Origin of the sequence: Cellulosimicrobium cellulans (assembly GCF_024124905.1) — a bacterium.
Taxonomy (GTDB): domain Bacteria; phylum Actinomycetota; class Actinomycetes; order Actinomycetales; family Cellulomonadaceae; genus Cellulosimicrobium; species Cellulosimicrobium cellulans_G.
The window spans coordinates 576620-592141 of sequence record NZ_JAMXST010000002.1; the positions used below are offsets into that span (position 1 = coordinate 576620).

13 protein-coding genes and 2 tRNA genes are annotated in these 15522 nt (G+C 73.2%); 8 read left to right on the forward strand and 7 right to left on the reverse strand.

The genetic code is table 11. The features are described 5' to 3' along the window. Positions 1-50: 50 nt before the first annotated feature. The 6 genes from NHH00_RS07555 to NHH00_RS07580 form a co-directional block, all read right to left on the reverse strand. Complete coding sequence (locus NHH00_RS07555; protein ID WP_253051224.1) at positions 51-1100, reverse strand: LLM class F420-dependent oxidoreductase; 1050 nt, start codon at positions 1098-1100, stop codon at positions 51-53. Between the two features lie 256 nt (positions 1101-1356). Beyond that, positions 1357-2373 (reverse strand): DUF1648 domain-containing protein, encoded by a 1017-nt coding sequence (locus tag NHH00_RS07560; protein ID WP_253051225.1) that lies wholly within the window; start codon positions 2371-2373, stop codon positions 1357-1359. After that, the gene (locus NHH00_RS07565) at positions 2370-2723 is read right to left on the reverse strand and encodes a GntR family transcriptional regulator (protein WP_253051226.1); all 354 of its coding nucleotides are present in this window, start codon (positions 2721-2723) and stop codon (positions 2370-2372) included. The genes NHH00_RS07560 and NHH00_RS07565 overlap by 4 nt, the downstream gene beginning before the upstream one ends. Positions 2724-2815: 92 nt before the next feature. After that, a complete protein-coding gene (gene epsC, locus NHH00_RS07570) occupies positions 2816-3403 on the reverse strand; it encodes a serine O-acetyltransferase EpsC (protein ID WP_290445066.1) in 588 nt (195 codons plus the stop codon). Positions 3404-3446: 43 nt separating this feature from the next. Continuing rightward, complete coding sequence (cysK, locus tag NHH00_RS07575; protein ID WP_087471685.1) at positions 3447-4382, reverse strand: cysteine synthase A; 936 nt, start codon at positions 4380-4382, stop codon at positions 3447-3449. Positions 4383-4904: 522 nt separating this feature from the next. After that, positions 4905-4975 (reverse strand) — tRNA-Gly (locus NHH00_RS07580). A 193-nt stretch (positions 4976-5168) separates the two neighbouring features. Between NHH00_RS07580 and NHH00_RS07585 the strand changes: the two genes are divergently transcribed. The 6 genes from NHH00_RS07585 to clpX all read left to right on the forward strand — a co-directional run bounded on the left by NHH00_RS07585 (position 5169) and on the right by clpX (position 10924). After that, positions 5169-5242 (forward strand) — tRNA-Pro (locus NHH00_RS07585). 85 nt (positions 5243-5327) lie between these two features. Further along, entirely contained in the window at positions 5328-6284 is a 957-nt protein-coding gene (locus tag NHH00_RS07590; protein ID WP_253051228.1) for a DMT family transporter, read from the forward strand. A gap of 109 nt (positions 6285-6393) precedes the next feature. Beyond that, a complete protein-coding gene (gene tig / locus NHH00_RS07595; RefSeq protein ID WP_253051229.1) occupies positions 6394-7803 on the forward strand; it encodes a trigger factor in 1410 nt (469 codons plus the stop codon). Positions 7804-8061: 258 nt separating this feature from the next. Beyond that, a complete protein-coding gene (locus NHH00_RS07600) occupies positions 8062-8709 on the forward strand; it encodes an ATP-dependent Clp protease proteolytic subunit (protein WP_087471688.1) in 648 nt (215 codons plus the stop codon). Between the two features lie 37 nt (positions 8710-8746). Further along, positions 8747-9424, forward strand: a complete 678-nt coding sequence (locus NHH00_RS07605) for an ATP-dependent Clp protease proteolytic subunit (RefSeq protein WP_253051230.1) — start codon at positions 8747-8749, stop codon at positions 9422-9424. Between the two features lie 213 nt (positions 9425-9637). Beyond that, positions 9638-10924 carry an ATP-dependent Clp protease ATP-binding subunit ClpX gene (clpX, locus tag NHH00_RS07610; RefSeq protein WP_253051231.1) on the forward strand — a complete coding sequence of 429 codons (1287 nt, stop codon included), beginning with the start codon at positions 9638-9640 and terminating at the stop codon, positions 10922-10924. Positions 10925-11860: 936 nt separating this feature from the next. Here clpX and NHH00_RS07615 read toward each other — a convergent pair. Continuing rightward, positions 11861-13678, reverse strand: a complete 1818-nt coding sequence (locus tag NHH00_RS07615; protein WP_253051232.1) for an AMP-dependent synthetase/ligase — start codon at positions 13676-13678, stop codon at positions 11861-11863. A 105-nt stretch (positions 13679-13783) separates the two neighbouring features. Between NHH00_RS07615 and NHH00_RS07620 the strand changes: the two genes are divergently transcribed. Then, complete coding sequence (locus tag NHH00_RS07620; protein ID WP_308202274.1) at positions 13784-14134, forward strand: chorismate mutase; 351 nt, start codon at positions 13784-13786, stop codon at positions 14132-14134. A gap of 164 nt (positions 14135-14298) precedes the next feature. Beyond that, the gene (locus tag NHH00_RS07625) at positions 14299-15498 is read left to right on the forward strand and encodes a baeRF2 domain-containing protein (protein WP_253051233.1); all 1200 of its coding nucleotides are present in this window, start codon (positions 14299-14301) and stop codon (positions 15496-15498) included. The last annotated feature ends 24 nt before the right edge of the window (positions 15499-15522 follow it).

Genomic DNA, 15522 nt, shown 5'->3' on the forward strand with positions numbered 1-15522 from the left:
CGCTGGGTATCTGTCGTCCGAGGCTCCGAGGGACGAGAGATACCCCGCGCTCATCGCCGGGGCGGGGCCGCGAGGAGCGGGGCGAGCGTCTGCACGGCCGTCGCGTCACCCTGGACGAGGAGCGTCGTGACCGCGGTCTCCCGCCACGCGGCGAGGTCCCGGGCGATCTTCTCCGGCGGGCCGACGAGCGCGACGTCCTCGACCATCGCCGTCGGGACGGCGGCGGCCGCGAGGTCCTTGCGCCCGGCGAGGTAGTGCGCCTGGATCTCGTCGCACGCCTCGGCGTACCCGAGGCGGTCGAGCGCGTCGCGGTGGAAGTTCGCGCCCTTGGCGCCCATGCCGCCCACGTAGAGCGCGAGGAACGGGCGCACCTGGTCCGCGGCCTGCTCGACGTGCTCGCGCACGACGACGGGCACCGTCGCGCTCACCTCGAACGCGGCCTCGGGGGAGCGCTCGGGGGCGCGGCGCGCGAAGCCGTCGGCGAGGAGCTCGCGGAACGTCGCGTCCATGCGGGGCGAGTAGAAGAGCGGGAGCCACCCGTCGGCGATCTCGGCCGCGAGCGCGACGTTCTTGGGGCCCTCCGCGGCGAGGTGGATCGGGAGGTCCGCGCGCAGCGGGTGCACGGTCGAGCGCAGGGGCTTGCCGAGTCCCGTGCCCGCGCCCTCGGGCAGGGGGAGCGGGTAGTGCGGTCCGGACGAGGTCACGGGTGCCTCGCGGCGCAGCACGTCGCGCACGACCTGCACGTACTCGCGCGTGCGGGCGAGCGGGCGGGCGTACGGCTGCCCGTACCAGCCCTCCACGACCTGCGGGCCCGAGACGCCGAGCCCGAGGACGAACCGGCCACCGGAGAGGTGGTCCATCGTCAGGGCGGCCATCGCGGTGGCCGTCGGGGTGCGGGCGGAGAGCTGCGCGACGGCGGTCCCCAGCCGGATCCGGGAGGTGCGCGAGCCCCACCACGCGAGCGGCGTGAAGGCGTCGGAGCCGTAGGCCTCCGCCGTCCACACCGAGTCGACCCCGAGGCGGTCCGCCGCGACGATCGCGTCCTGGATGCCGTCCGGGGGACCGGCCGACCAGTAGCCGGTGTGGATGCCGAGACGCATGCGGGCTCCTCCTCGTCGAGGGTCGTCGTACGGGTGCGACCGCGTACCGGGCACCGGCAGCGTGCCGGGGCGTCGAGCGCGGGGACGGGACGCGGGCGGTACCCGGTCGCGTGCCGGGCAGGGGTATCCGATACGCGGAGTCTCGGGTACCGCCCGGCTCCAGACTAGCCGATCCGCCGCCGGTCGCGGGTGCGCCCGGCCGCGGCCGCACCGGCCGCCGGGCCGACGCGACAGCGCGGCACGTCGGGACCGAGGGTCAGCGGCGTGCGCGGTCGGCGAGGGTGTTGAGGAGCGCCGCCGCGGTCCCGGCGTCGTCGACCGTGACGACGAGCGCGCGGCCTCCCGTGCGCTCGACGCGCAGCGACTCGCCGGCCCGGACGACGACGCCGACCGCGCCGCCCCGACCGGCGCGCCAGCCCCAGCCGCCGAAGTCGCGCAGCGGAGAGACGTCGACGACGTCGGCCCGCACGACCTCGTCCGCGGGGACGCGCGTGCGAGGGAACCCCAGGGTCGACCGGACCGACAGCCCGCCCTCGTCCACGCGCACGACCCACGACATCATCGCGGCGAGCAGCAGCCCCAGGACGACCGGCACGAGGAGGAGCGCCCACTCGCGCAGGACGAGCGCCAGGACCGTGGTGAGGACGATCGCGCCCATCGCGACGAGCACCGTCGGCCCACCGCTCACGCGCCCGACCCACGCGGCCCGCTCGCCCGGTCGGAGCGCGACCCGGGGCGCGTCAGCGGGGACCCCGGCGTCGGTCGGGGCCGGGCGGTCGCCCGGCACCAGCGCCCCGACCGCGACGCCCACGAGGAGCCCGACGCCCAGCGCGATCGCCGTGACGGGGCCCAGGCCGCCGACGTCGCGCGCGTCGGCGAGGCCGCGCTGGATCCAGAGCGACCCGAGGCTGAGGGCCGCGAGCATGACCGGCAGCCCGACGGTGACTCCCGCGGCGACCCGCCGGTTCGCGGCCGACCGCCCGAGGAACGCCGTCATCGCGGCGAACCCCGCGGAGGCGACGAGTCCCAGGGCCGCGCTCCCCGCGACGGCCGCACCGAGCGACGCGAAGCCGTCGGCGCCGCTCGTGCCCCAGTGGATCGCCACGGGGTCCGGGAGGTCCGCCGACCAGCTCAGCGCGACGATCGCCGCGACCACGGTGACGACCGCCCCCGCGGCGCCGACGAGGAGCGCGAGGGCACGGTGGTCGTCCAGGCGCGGGCGACCGTCCTCGGTCGGTCGTCCGGGGGAGCGGCGCGGGGCGGCTCGGGTCATCGGAGGGCCTCCTTCACGAGGGTCAGGACGGTCTCGGGCGGCAGGGCGAGCGCACGGGCCTCGGCCGCGACGCGGTCCACCGCCGACCGCAGCGACGCGAGGTCGACGGCGGGCGGCGCGTTGACGACGGCGCCGCGCCCGCGGCGGAGGTCGACGAGGCCCTCGTCGCGCAGCTCCTGGTAGGCGCGCAGCACGGTGTGCACGTTGACGTCCAGCGCCTCTGCGAGCTCGCGGGCCGCGGGGAGCCGCTCGCCCGGGGCGAGCCGCCCCTGGACGACACCGAGGCGCACCTGGGCGACGAGCTGCGCGAACAGCGGCTCGTCGGCCTGCGGGTCGATGCGGAACATCACGGGCCCAGTCTAGTTGTTCTAGCGAAACTAGAACAACATGGTCCGACGAGAGGGCCGCCGTCGTGCCCGACGGCGGCCCCGTGCCCGTGTGCTCAGATGACGTACTCGATGAGGAGCGACGGGTCCTCGACGGCGTCCCGCGCCGCGGGCGCCCCCGCGGGCATCCGGACCGTCGCCGGGACCCCGACCGCGACCGCCCCGGCCGGCACGTCCTTGACGACGACGGCGTTGGCCCCCACCTGCACGTCGTCGCCGACCCACACCGGCCCGAGGATCTTCGCCCCCGCCCCGACGACGACGCGGTCCCCGAGCGTCGGGTGCCGCTTGCCGCGCTTCATCGACCGCCCGCCGAGCGTCGACGTGTGGAAGAGCACGACGTCGTCGCCGACGACGGCCGTCTCGCCCACGACGACCCCCATGCCGTGGTCGATGAACAGGCGTCGGCCGATGCGCGCGCCGGGATGGATCTCCACGCCGGTCAGTGCGCGCGCCACCTGCGACACGAGACGCGCCGGCAGGCGCAGCAGGGGCTCGCGCCACATGCGGTGCGCGAGCCGGTAGGCCCACACGGCGTGCACGCCCGGGTACGCCAGCGCGACCTCGAGGCGGCTGCGGGCGGCGGGGTCCCGCCGTCGGGCCGCCTCGAGGTCCTCGCCGAGCACGCGCGCGAACCGGCGCAGCCGGTAGCCGACCGCGCGGTGGTGGGGTCGAGGGTCGGTCACGTCAGTCCAGCAGGTCGGAGTACAGGATCGTCGAGAGGTAGCGCTCGCCGAAGTCCGGCACGACAGTGACGATGAGCTTGCCCTTGTTCTCGGGGCGCTTGGCGAGCTGGATCGCGGCCTCGATGGCCGCACCCGACGAGATGCCCACGAGCAGGCCCTCCTCCTTGGCCGCGGCGCGCGCGGTCGCGACCGCGGTCTCGGCGTCGATGTCGATGACCTCGTCGTAGACCTCGCGGTCCAGGATGTCGGGCACGAAGTTCGCACCGAGACCCTGGATCTTGTGCGGCCCGGGCTGGCCGCCGTTGAGGATGGGGGACTCGGCCGGCTCGACCGCGACGATCCTCACCTCGGGCTTGCGCTCCTTGAGCACCTGCCCGACGCCGGAGATCGTGCCGCCGGTGCCGATGCCGGACACGACGATGTCGACCTCGCCGTCCGTGTCGGCCCAGATCTCCTCGGCGGTCGTGCGGCGGTGGACGTCCACGTTCGCCGGGTTGGCGAACTGGCGCGCCAGGATGGCGCCCGGGCGCTCCGCGGCGATCCGCTCGGCGGCCGCGACGGCCCCCTTCATGCCCTCCGAGCCCGGGGTGAGGACGAGCTCGGCGCCGTAGGCGCGCAGGAGCGCGCGGCGCTCCTTCGACATGGTCTCCGGCATGGCGAGCACGACGTTGTAGCCGCGGGCCGCGCCGACCCACGCCAGCGCGATGCCGGTGTTGCCCGACGTGCCCTCGACGATCGTCCCACCCGGCTGGAGCTCGCCCGACGCCTCGGCGGCATCGATGATCGAGACGCCGATGCGGTCCTTGACCGAGTTCGCCGGGTTGTAGAACTCGAGCTTCGCGACGACCGTGGCCTCGAGGCCCTCGGTGAGCCGGTTCAGGCGCACGAGGGGCGTGTTGCCGATGAGCTTCGTGGCGTCGTCGTAGATGCGTGCCATGTCTTCCTCTTCTGTCGACGGCTCGGGGTGAGCCGGGGTGGGGGTACCGATCAGGGGACGTGGGCCGACGCGGTCCGTGACCAGGATGCCCAGCGTCTCGCGGGGACGCTGCGGGCGCACGGGCGCGACGGCGGGGGTGGGCTCGTGCGGACGGGGCGGCCTGATGCGGCGCGGAGCTGCGCGGGTTCGGCGGCGGGTCGTCAGCGACAGCCGAGACAGCGACAACAGGAGACGCGCGACACGGCGCGGTGCAGCGGTGCGGGACGCGCGATCGTCGCGGTCATTCCTCGCTCCTCCTGGTCGGTCGCGCCGCGGGTGCCCGACGGTCCGGGCGTGCGGGCAGCGCGTGTGCCCCGAGGCTATCGGTCCGCGTCGGGACCCTGCAACGCCGTCCACGAGACGGTCGTCCGGCCCGTGGACGGTCGTGTGCGGGCGAGACGACGACGGGCGCCCCGCCGGCCTGGCGGGACGCCCGTCGTGACGTGCGGGAGCGACGGTCGGGACGGAGCCCGAGCAGTCCGGAGCGGGCGACGGGAATCGAACCCGCGTAGCCAGTTTGGAAGACTGGGGCTCTACCATTGAGCTACGCCCGCGCGGGCCGTGGAACCGCGGCCCGGGCTCCTCGGCAGGAGGAGCGAGGGCCGGCGCGGCGCCGACCTGCGGCCGCAACCTTAGCAAACGTCGGTGGCGCGGACGTGCCGCCCACCTGCGGAAGCGGTCGCGCGCCGACGAGGACGACCCGCTCCCGCCAGTACACTTGCCCTGGCCCGCCGCCGCAGCGGGCGACGGGGTGTGGCGCAGGTTGGTAGCGCGTCCGCTTTGGGAGCGGAAGGTCGCAGGTTCAAATCCTGTCACCCCGACCTTCGCGCGGCGCCCCTCCGGGGGCGTCGTGGGGCGTCGACGACGTCCGGGCCGCGTCGACGGCCTCGTCCTCGAGAGGTGCCCGTGACCTTGTCCACGCCCGCGGCCGGACCCGCGACCCGCGTCACCCTCGCGGCGCTGGTCGCCGCGGGCAGCGGCGCCGTGCTGTCGCTCCAGGGGCGCCTCAACGGCGACCTCGCCGCGGCGGGGACCGGCCCCGTCGTCGCCGCCTGGCTCTCCTACGTCGGGACCCTCCTCGCGACCGTGCTCGTCGTGCTCGTCCGCCGGCGCGCCCGGTCCACGCTCGACGTCCTGCGCGCCTCCGCGTCCTGGTGGTGGTTCGCGGTCGGGCTGTGCAGCGTCCCGATCGTCGTCGCCATGGCCGCGGGGGTCCCGCTCGTCGGCGTCGCGGTCGCGTCGGTGTGCTCGGTCGCGGGCCAGACGGTCGCGGGTCTCGCGCTCGACGCGCGCGGCGTCGGCCTCCCCGCGCCGCTGCGGCTCACGCCGCGCCGGGCCGCCGCCGGCGTCGCGGCGCTCGTGGGTCTGGGGGTCGCGGTGCTCGGCGGCGCGACGACCGACGCGGGGTGGGGCGCCGTCCTCGCCGGGGTCGCGCTCTTCGTCGGCGGCGCGGTCCTGTGCGGGCAGCAGGCCGGGAACGGCCGGGTCACGCAGCTCACCGGCGACCCGGTCGTCGCGACGCTCACCTCGGTCACGGGCGGGCTCGTGGGCATCTCCGTCGTCTGCGCGCTGGCCGCCGTCCTCGGCGGGCTCGACGGCGTCACGCTCCCCGGGCGGTGGTGGCTCTACCTGGGCGGCCCGCTGGGGACGCTCGTCACCGTGGCGGCCGCGTACGCGGTGCGCCACCTCGGCACGTTCGTCCTCACGCTGACGGTCGTCGGCGGCCAGATGGTCATGGCCGTGCTGCTCGACGTGCTCGGCGTCGTCGGGCTGCGGTGGCAGACCGTCGTCGCGACCGCCGTCGTCGGGCTCGCGGTCCTGCTGGTGGTCCAGCGTCGCCCGGGTGCTCGCTCGTCGGCCTGACCACGACGCTTGACCGCTCGCGTACGATAGGACGGTTGCCCGTACGTCCGCGTGCGGAGCCGTCCCCGGCCGCACGCCGGCCCGCCCCGATCAGTTGGAGACCATCGAAGTGAAGAGCGCCGTCGAGACCCTGGACCCCACCAAGGTCAAGCTGACCGTCGAGGTGGAGTACGACGAGCTCAAGCCGAGCATCGAGCACGCCTACAAGCACATCGCGGAGCAGGTGAACATCCCCGGCTTCCGCAAGGGCAAGGTCCCGCCGCGCGTGATCGACCAGCGCGTCGGCTGGGGCGCCGTCATCGAGCACGCCGTCAACGACGGCCTTTCGGGCTTCTACCGCCAGGCCGCCAGCGAGGAGAGCCTGCGCCCGCTCGGCCAGCCCGAGGTCGAGGTCACCGAGATCCCGGCGAAGGCCGGCGAGGGCCAGCTGGTCTTCACCGCCGAGGTCGAGGTGCGCCCCGAGATCACGCTGCCCGCCCTCGACTCGCTCGCCATCACGGTGGAGCCCGCCGAGGTCACGGACGAGGACGTCACCGAGCGCCTCGACGCGCTCCGCGAGCGCTTCGGCACCCTCGTCGGCGTCGACCGCCCCGCGGCCGAGGGCGACTTCGTCGTGCTCGACCTCAAGGCCGAGATCGACGGCGAGGAGGTCGACTCCGTCTCCGGCGTCAGCTACCAGATCGGCTCGGGCAACATGCTCGAGGGCCTGGACGAGGCGCTCACCGGCCTCTCGGCCGACGAGACGACCACGTTCACCGCGCCCCTGGCCGGTGGCGAGCACGAGGGCAAGGAGGCGTCGGTCACCGTCACGGCCACCTCGGTCAAGCAGCGCGACCTGCCCGAGGCGGACGACGACTTCGCCCAGCTCGCGTCCGAGTTCGACACGCTCGAGGAGCTCACCGCGGACCTGCGCGAGCAGGTCGCGAGCATCAAGACGTCGAACCAGGCCGTCGCCGCCCGTGACGAGCTCCTCAAGGCGCTCAACGACGCCGTCGAGATCCCCGTGCCGTCGGGCGTCGTCGAGGCCGAGGTGCACCGCCACCTCGAGTCCGAGGGCCGCCTGGAGGACGAGACGCACCGCGCCGAGGTCACCGTCGAGGCGACCGACGCCATCCGCAACCAGATCCTGCTCGACACCCTCGCCGAGCAGCTCGAGATCAAGGTCGCGCAGAACGAGCTCCTCGAGTACCTCGTGAGCGCGTCGCGCCAGTACGGGATGGACCCGAACCAGTTCATCCAGTCGCTCGACCAGGGCGGGCAGATCCCCGCGATGGTCGGCGAGGTCGCGCGCTCCAAGTCGCTCGCCGTCGCGCTGCGCCAGATCGAGGTCAAGGACACCGCCGGCGACGTCGTCGACCTCACCGAGTTCATCGGCTCGGACGACGAGGACGCCGCCGCGGACGAGTCGGTCGAGGACGTCGCCGCCGAGCCCGTCGAGGAGGCGCTCGTCGACGACTCCGCCGACGCCGCCGCCGAGGCGCCGGTCGCGGACGACGAGAAGGACGCGACGAAGGCCTGACACGTCGCCGGCCGGTCGGCCGGAGCAGGTCCCACGACGGCCCGCACCCTCCGCGCGAGGGGGCGGGCCGTCGTCGTGCCCGTGCCGCGCCGGCGCGCGCCGGCCACCTGGTGCGCCGTCAGCGAAAACGCGCGCTGTCGGGACGAACGCCGGGCACGGACCGCGTTAGGGTCACTGCAGCACGGCCGGACCGGGACACGCTCCCGGCACCGGCCAGGGCAGCGCAGGCGGGGGCGACCCGCGGGAGCGACGAAGGAGATGGAAGTGAACGAGCTGTACCTGCCGTCCGACGCGACGGCCCCGGTCAACCGCGCCGAGGGTCCGGGCTTCGGACTCAACGACTCCATCTACAACCGGCTCCTCAAGGAGCGCATCATCTGGCTCGGCTCGGAGGTGCGCGACGAGAACGCGAACGCCATCTGCGCCCAGATGATGCTGCTCGCCGCGGAGGACCCGGAGAAGGACATCTGGCTCTACATCAACTCGCCCGGCGGGTCGATCACGGCCGGCATGGCGATCTACGACACCATGCAGTACATCCAGCCCGACGTCGCGACGATCGCGATGGGCATGGCGGCCTCGATGGGCCAGTTCCTGCTCTCGTCCGGCACCAAGGGCAAGCGGTACGCGACGCCGCACGCGCGCGTCATGATGCACCAGCCCTCGGGCGGCATCGGCGGCACCGCGACCGACGTGCGCATCAACGCGCAGCTCATCATGCACATGAAGCAGGTGCTCTCCGAGCTGACGGCCGAGCAGACGGGCAAGCCGCTCGAGCAGATCCTCAAGGACAACGACCGCGACAGCTGGTTCACGGCCGAGGAGGCGCTGGAGTACGGCTTCATCGACCACGTCGTCACCAACGCGTCGTCCGTGACCGGCGGCGGCGGCACCACGGGTTCCTGACCCCGCACCGGACACCAGACTTCACCGAGGAGAACCCGTGAGCTTCAGCGCCGAGTCCCAGTACCTGTCCACCGCGCAGCGCCTCGCCGGCGCGCCGTCGGCGCGGTACGTCCTCCCGCAGTTCGAGGAGCGCACCGCGTACGGCTTCAAGCGGCAGGACCCCTACACCAAGCTGTTCGAGGACCGCATCATCTTCCTGGGCGTCCAGGTCGACGACGCGTCCGCCGACGACGTCATGGCCCAGCTCCTCGTGCTCGAGAGCCAGGACCCCGACCGCGACATCATCCTCTACATCAACTCGCCGGGCGGGTCGTTCACCGCGATGACCGCGCTCTACGACACGATGCAGTACATCAAGCCGCAGATCCAGACGGTCTGCCTGGGCCAGGCGGCGTCGGCCGCAGCGGTCCTGCTCGCCGCCGGCCAGCCGGGCAAGCGCCTCGCGCTGCCGAACGCGCGCGTGCTCATCCACCAGCCCGCGATGGAGGGCGGCGGCTACGCGCAGGCGTCCGACATCGAGATCCACGCGAACGAGCTCATCCGCATGCGCGAGTGGCTCGAGGACACGCTGGCCCTGCACTCGGGCAAGTCGGTCGAGCAGGTCCGTCAGGACATCGAGCGCGACAAGATCCTCACCGCCGAGCAGGCGAAGGAGTACGGCCTCGTGGACCAGGTCCTCGAGAGCCGCAAGGCCGTCGCGGTCAACAAGCCCTGACCTGACCGCCCGGACCGCTCGACCCTCACGCCGCGCCGCCGTCCCCCGCCCGGGGCGGCGGCGCGACACGTTGCACCCCGTCCGGGGAGCCCACCTGACAACGGGGGCCCCGTGGTGTGGAATGGGGAGCAGGACTCGCTCGGCCGTGCCCGGGCCCCGCGCCGTCGATCCCGACGGCGGGAGGCCCCGGGCACCCGGACAAGGAGACGCGTAGTGGCTCGTATCTCAGACGGCGCCGACCTGCTGAAGTGCTCGTTCTGCGGCAAGTCGCAGAAGCAGGTCAAGAAGCTCATCGCGGGCCCCGGTGTGTACATCTGCGACGAGTGCATCGACCTGTGCAACGAGATCATCGAGGAGGAGCTCGCCGAGGCGACGGAGCTCGGCCTCACGGAGCTGCCCAAGCCCAAGGAGATCTTCGAGTTCCTCGAGCAGTACGTCATCGGCCAGGACGCCGCGAAGCGGGCCCTGGCCGTCGCCGTCTACAACCACTACAAGCGCGTCCAGGCGGGCGAGCAGTCCAAGCCGTCGAGCCCGGACGACCCGGACTACGTGGAGCTGGCGAAGTCGAACATTCTGTTGATCGGTCCGACGGGGACGGGTAAGACGTATCTGGCGCAGACGTTGGCGCGGATGTTGAACGTGCCGTTCGCGATCGCGGACGCGACGGCGCTCACCGAGGCGGGGTATGTCGGTGAGGACGTCGAGAACATTCTGTTGAAGCTGGTGCAGGCGGCGGACTTCGACGTGAAGAAGGCTGAGACCGGGATCATCTATATCGATGAGATCGACAAGGTGGCGCGCAAGGCGGAGAACCCGTCGATCACGCGTGATGTGTCGGGTGAGGGTGTGCAGCAGGCGTTGTTGAAGATCATCGAGGGCACGAGCGCGTCGGTGCCGCCGCAGGGTGGTCGTAAGCATCCGCATCAGGAGTTCATCCAGGTGGACACGTCGAACGTGTTGTTCATCGTGGCGGGGGCGTTTGCGGGGTTGGACGACATCGTGGCGGCGCGGGCGCGTAAGCGGGGTGTGGGGTTTGGTGCGTCGATCGAGACGGGTGCGGGGGAGGATCTGTTCGCGCAGGTGCGTCCGGAGGATCTGCACCGGTTCGGGTTGATCCCGGAGTTCATCGGGCGTCTTCCGGTGATCGCGTCGGTGTCGGCGCTGGACTCCGAGGCGTTGGTGCGGATCTTGACGCAGCCGCGCAATGCGTTGGTGAAGCAGTATCAGCGGATGTTCGCGATCGACGGGGTGGAGCTGGAGTTCACCGAGGGTGCGGTGGAGGCGGTCGCGGAGCAGGCGTTGTTGCGGGGGACGGGGGCGCGGGGGTTGCGGGCGATCATGGAGGAGGTGTTGCAGCAGGTGATGTTCGACGTGCCGTCGCGTGATGACGTGGAGCGGGTGGTGATCACGCGGGAGGTCGTGCTGGACAACGTGAATCCCACGATCGTGCCGCGCACGTCGACTGCGCGGTCGCGCACCCCGCGGGAGAAGTCCGCCTGACGCCCGCGGACCCCCCGGTCCCGCGAGGTAGACCCGTGGTCGGCCGAGGTAGAGCCCCGGTCGGCCGGGGTAGAGCCGTGGTTGGTCGAGGTAGAGCTGTGGTCGGATCTCAGACGCGCAGGGCTGGGTCCGCGGTGCGGGTGGGCTCGGTGCTCGGGGCTGCGGCGCCGTCACCTTGGTCTGTCGGGCGTGGGTTCTAGGAGCGCCGCTCTGACGCCCCTTCGCATCCGAGCCCACCCCCACCGCTCGGCGGTCGGCCCACCATGGCCCGGCGACCGGCGACCGGCGACCGGGGACCGGCGACCGGCCGACCAGGCGACCTTGGCTCGTCCGGCACTCATGACGAGCCGAGACCACCTGCTCGGCGTGGCGTCGTGCGGGCCGGGCGACCTCGCGACGGCACGGGGCGACGTCGCGAGGAACAGGTCGAGTCGCGACCCACGACCCTGACCTGCAGCTGCAGCCGCAGCCACGGCCGCTGCGCAGCGGCGCAGTGGCGCAGTGGCGCCCGCGAGGCGCGCGACGGGCGGAGGTGTGCGGTGTCACGCGGCAAGCGGACGCAGCAACGGGAACGTGTCGGCGAGACCGGCACCGCGGGCGGTCGCCCGGGTGAGGGACGACCAGGGTGAGACGACGTCGGGCGGGGTGGGTGGTGGTGCCGCGTCGTGGTCGGGCCTGGCGGGAGCCGCGAGGAACGAGCGGCGGATGGTAGACGCGGCACCACCACCCACCCCGCCACCCAAGGTGACCAGACCGCCGTCGAACACAAGAACCACGGCTCCACCTCGCGCGACCACGGCTCTACCTCGCGTGACCAGGGCTCTACCTCGGCCGACCAGGGCTCTACCTCGGCGGACCAGGGCTCTACCTCGCGCGGTCTCGGGTCTGCTTCGGCCGGCCAGGGTTCTGCCTCGGTGGATGGCAGGCCTTGCCTGGTCAGGCGTCGGCGCCCACCTTCGCGCCGTAGAGGGTGTCGATCGTGTCGGCGAAGTCCTTGATGACGAGGCCGCGCTTCACCTTGAGGGACGGCGTGAGGTAGCCGTTCTGCTCGGTGAAGTCCGAGGTCAGCACGGTGATCTTCCGGATCGACTCGGCGCGGGAGACGGCCTCGTTCGCGTGCGCGACGGCGCGGTCGAGCGCGGCGAGGACGTCGGGGTTCGTGGCGGCGGCGTCGACGTCCATGGGCGGCAGGCCGTGGGTCGCGAGCCAGCCCGGGAGCATCTCGGCGTCGAGCGTGACGAGGGCGCCGATGAAGGGGCGCTGGTCGCCCACGACGACGACCTGGCTCACGAGCGGGTGGGCGCGCAGGCGGTCCTCCAGCACCGCCGGGGCGACGTTCTTGCCGCCGGCGGTGACGATGATCTCCTTCTTGCGGCCGGTGATGCGCAGGTAGCCGTCGTCGTCGAACGCGCCGAGGTCGCCGGTGCGGAACCAGCCGTCCTGGAGCGCCTCGGCGGTGAGCTCGGGCTGGTTGCGGTAGCCGCGGAAGACGTGGTCGCCCTTGACGAGCAGCTCGCCGTTGTCGTCGATCCGCAGCGAGGTGCCGGGGAACGCGGGCCCGACGGTGCCGATCTTGGTGAGGCCGGGCAGGTTCACGGCGGTGGGGGCCGTCGTCTCGGTGAGGCCGTAGCCCTCGAGGATGCGCAGCCCGACGCCGCGGTAGAAGTGGCCCAGCCGCTCGCCGAGGGGAGCGCCGCCGGAGATCGAGTACGTGAGCTGCCCGCCCATCGCGGCCCGGAGCGTCGAGTAGACGAGCCGGTCGGCGACGGCGTGCTGCGCGCGCAGCCCGAACGACGGTCCGCCCGCGGTGTCGAGCGCGCGCGACCACGTGATCGCGACCTTCGCGGCCCAGTGGAAGACCTTGCGCTTGGCGCCCGTCCCGGTCTTCTGCTCGGCCGTGTTGTAGACCTTCTCGAAGACGCGCGGCACGGCGAGCAGGAACGTGGGGCGGAACGTCCCGAGGTCGGCGACGAGGTTCTTGGTGTCCCACGAGTGCGCGAGCACGGCGTTCGACGCGACGACGACGACCTGGATGAAGCGCGCGAAGACGTGGGCGAGCGGCAGGAACAGCAGGGTGCGCGCGCCGTCGGAGTCGAGGATCTCGGCGAGGCCGGCGCGGCCGTTCAGCGCGAGGTGGACGAAGTTCCGGTGCGTGAGCTCGACGCCCTTGGGGCGCCCGGTCGAGCCGGAGGTGTAGATGACCGTCGCGAGGTCGTCGACCCGCTGGGCGGCGCGACGGCGGTCGACCTCCTCGGCGGGGACGTCGGCGCCTGCGGCGCGCAGGGCGTCCACGGCGCCGTCCTCGACGACGAGCACGTCCTCCAGGGCGGGCAGGCGGTCTCGCACGGACGCGACCTCGGCGGCGTGGGAGGCGGTCTCCACGACGGCGAGCCGTACGGCGGCGTCCGACAGGATCCAGTGCACCTGCTCGGCCGACGACGTCTCGTAGACGGGCACGGGGACGGCGCCCACGGCCCACGCCGCGAAGTCGAGGAGGGTCCACTCGTAGCGCGTGCGCGACATGATCGCGACGTGGTCTCCCGGCTCGACGCCGCGGGCCACGAGGCCGCGCGCGACGGCGACGACGTCCGCCTCGAACTCCTGCGCGGTGACGGGCTCCCACGGGCCGTCCGCGGTGGTCCGGCGCTCGACGAGCGTCGCGTGGGGACCACGGGCGACACGGTCGGTGAGGAGGGTGCTGATGGTCGCCGTGGGGGAGACCTCGACGAGGCTCGGCGACGCGTGTTCCGTCATGGGACTCTCCGCTGAGTGGGACGGCAGGTAGGGACGGCGTGACACTTTACTCCGTACTCCGAGTATCGCGTTCCTCGGGTCGCCGGGCGCGCCTAGGATCAGTGGGTGACGAACCCGCCCGGCCCCGCTGCCGTCCCCGCCGAGATCCTCATGCTGCGCGACAGCATCGACAACATCGACGCCGCGCTCATGCACCTGCTCGCGGAGCGGTTCAAGTTCACGCGCCGGGTCGGGGAGCTCAAGGCGCAGGGAGGGTTGCCGCCGGCCGACCCCGACCGGGACCGGCAGCAGATCGCGCGCCTCACCGGGATCGCCGACGCCGCGGGCCTCGACCCCCAGTTCGCGGAGCAGTTCCGCGAGTTCATCGTCCGCGAGGTCATCCGCCACCACGAGCGGATCGCCGCGGAGCACGCCGCGTCGGGCGAGGGCACGCCCGTCCTCGACACCTACTCCTGACGGCGTCGTGACCGTCGGCGTCCGCCGGGTCCTGCCCGACGCGCGGTGGCGACGCGGGTCGATCTGACCGACCCTGGAGGGGTCCCAGGGTGGGCCCCGGCGTCGGCACGACCTGCGCGCCGGGCGGCCTGCCCGCCACGCCGACGGACGCTAGAGGTGTTCGCATGAAGATCGATTGGCTCAAGCCCCTCCTCGGCCACCCGGGCCCCTTCGCGACGGTGTACATCGACGCGACGCGGGCCAACGAGGCAGGGGACCGCGAGGTCGAGAACCGCTGGAAGGGCGTGCGGCGCACGCTGCGCCAGGAGGGCGCGCCCGACGCCGTCCTCGACGACCTCGAGGAGGTGGTGCTGCGGCCGACGCGGGTCGGGGGCACCCACGGGCGCGTGCTGATCGCGGACGACACGGGCGTGCTGGTCGACCGCGTCGTCAAGGACCCGCCGGCGCTCACGAAGGGGTCGTGGGGCCCCGTCCCCGCGCTGCTCCAGGCGGCGCGCGCGGCGGACGAGTCGGTGGACTACGTGCGGGTCGTCGTCGACCGCCAGGGCGCGGACCTCACGTGGTCCGTCGCGGGGGGACACCTGCCGTACGCGGAGCCGGAGTCGGTCGAGGGCGGCCACGACGTCATCAACAAGGTCCGGACCGGCGGCCTGTCCCACAAGCGCATCGAGTCGCGCGCGGAGGACTCGTGGGAGCGCAACGCCGAGGCGGTGGCCGCCGAGCTGGAGCGCCAGGCGGCGGAGTACCGCCCCGAGCTCGTGCTCCTCACCGGGGACGTGCGCGCGGTCCCCCTCGTGCGCGGGGCGCTCGGCCGTGCGACGGCGGAGCTCGTCGTCGAGGTCCCGGGCGGCGGTCGAGGCCCGGGCATCAACGAGGCCGCGTTCGAGGCGAACGTCGCCGACGCGCTCGACAGCTTCCGCGAACGACGGCGCGAGAAGGTCCTCGCGGAGTTCCGTCAGGAGCAGGGGCGCGAGTCGGGTGCCGTGACGTCCGTCGAGGACGTCGTGGCGGTCCTCGCGCGCGGGCAGGTCAAGGAGCTCGTCCTGGCCGACGAGTACGGCCAGGACGCGGCGCTCGACGGCCGCTCGCTCTGGATCGGGCCGAGCCCGATGCACATCGCCGCGTCCAAGGAGGAGATCCAGGACCTGGGCGTCACCGAGGGCCTCGAGAAGCTCCCCGCGACGGTCGCGCTCGTCCGTGCCGCGGTGGGCCAGGACGCCGGCCTGACGTTCGCGCCCGAGGGCAGCGTCGAGCTCATCGAGGGCGTCGGCGCGACCCTGCGGTGGGCCGACGAGGGCACGCCGCGCGAGGTCGCGGCGACGATGTCCGGCGACGACGCCAGGCTGCGCGGCGAGATCATCTGACCCGCCGGCCGCTGTGGGCATGGA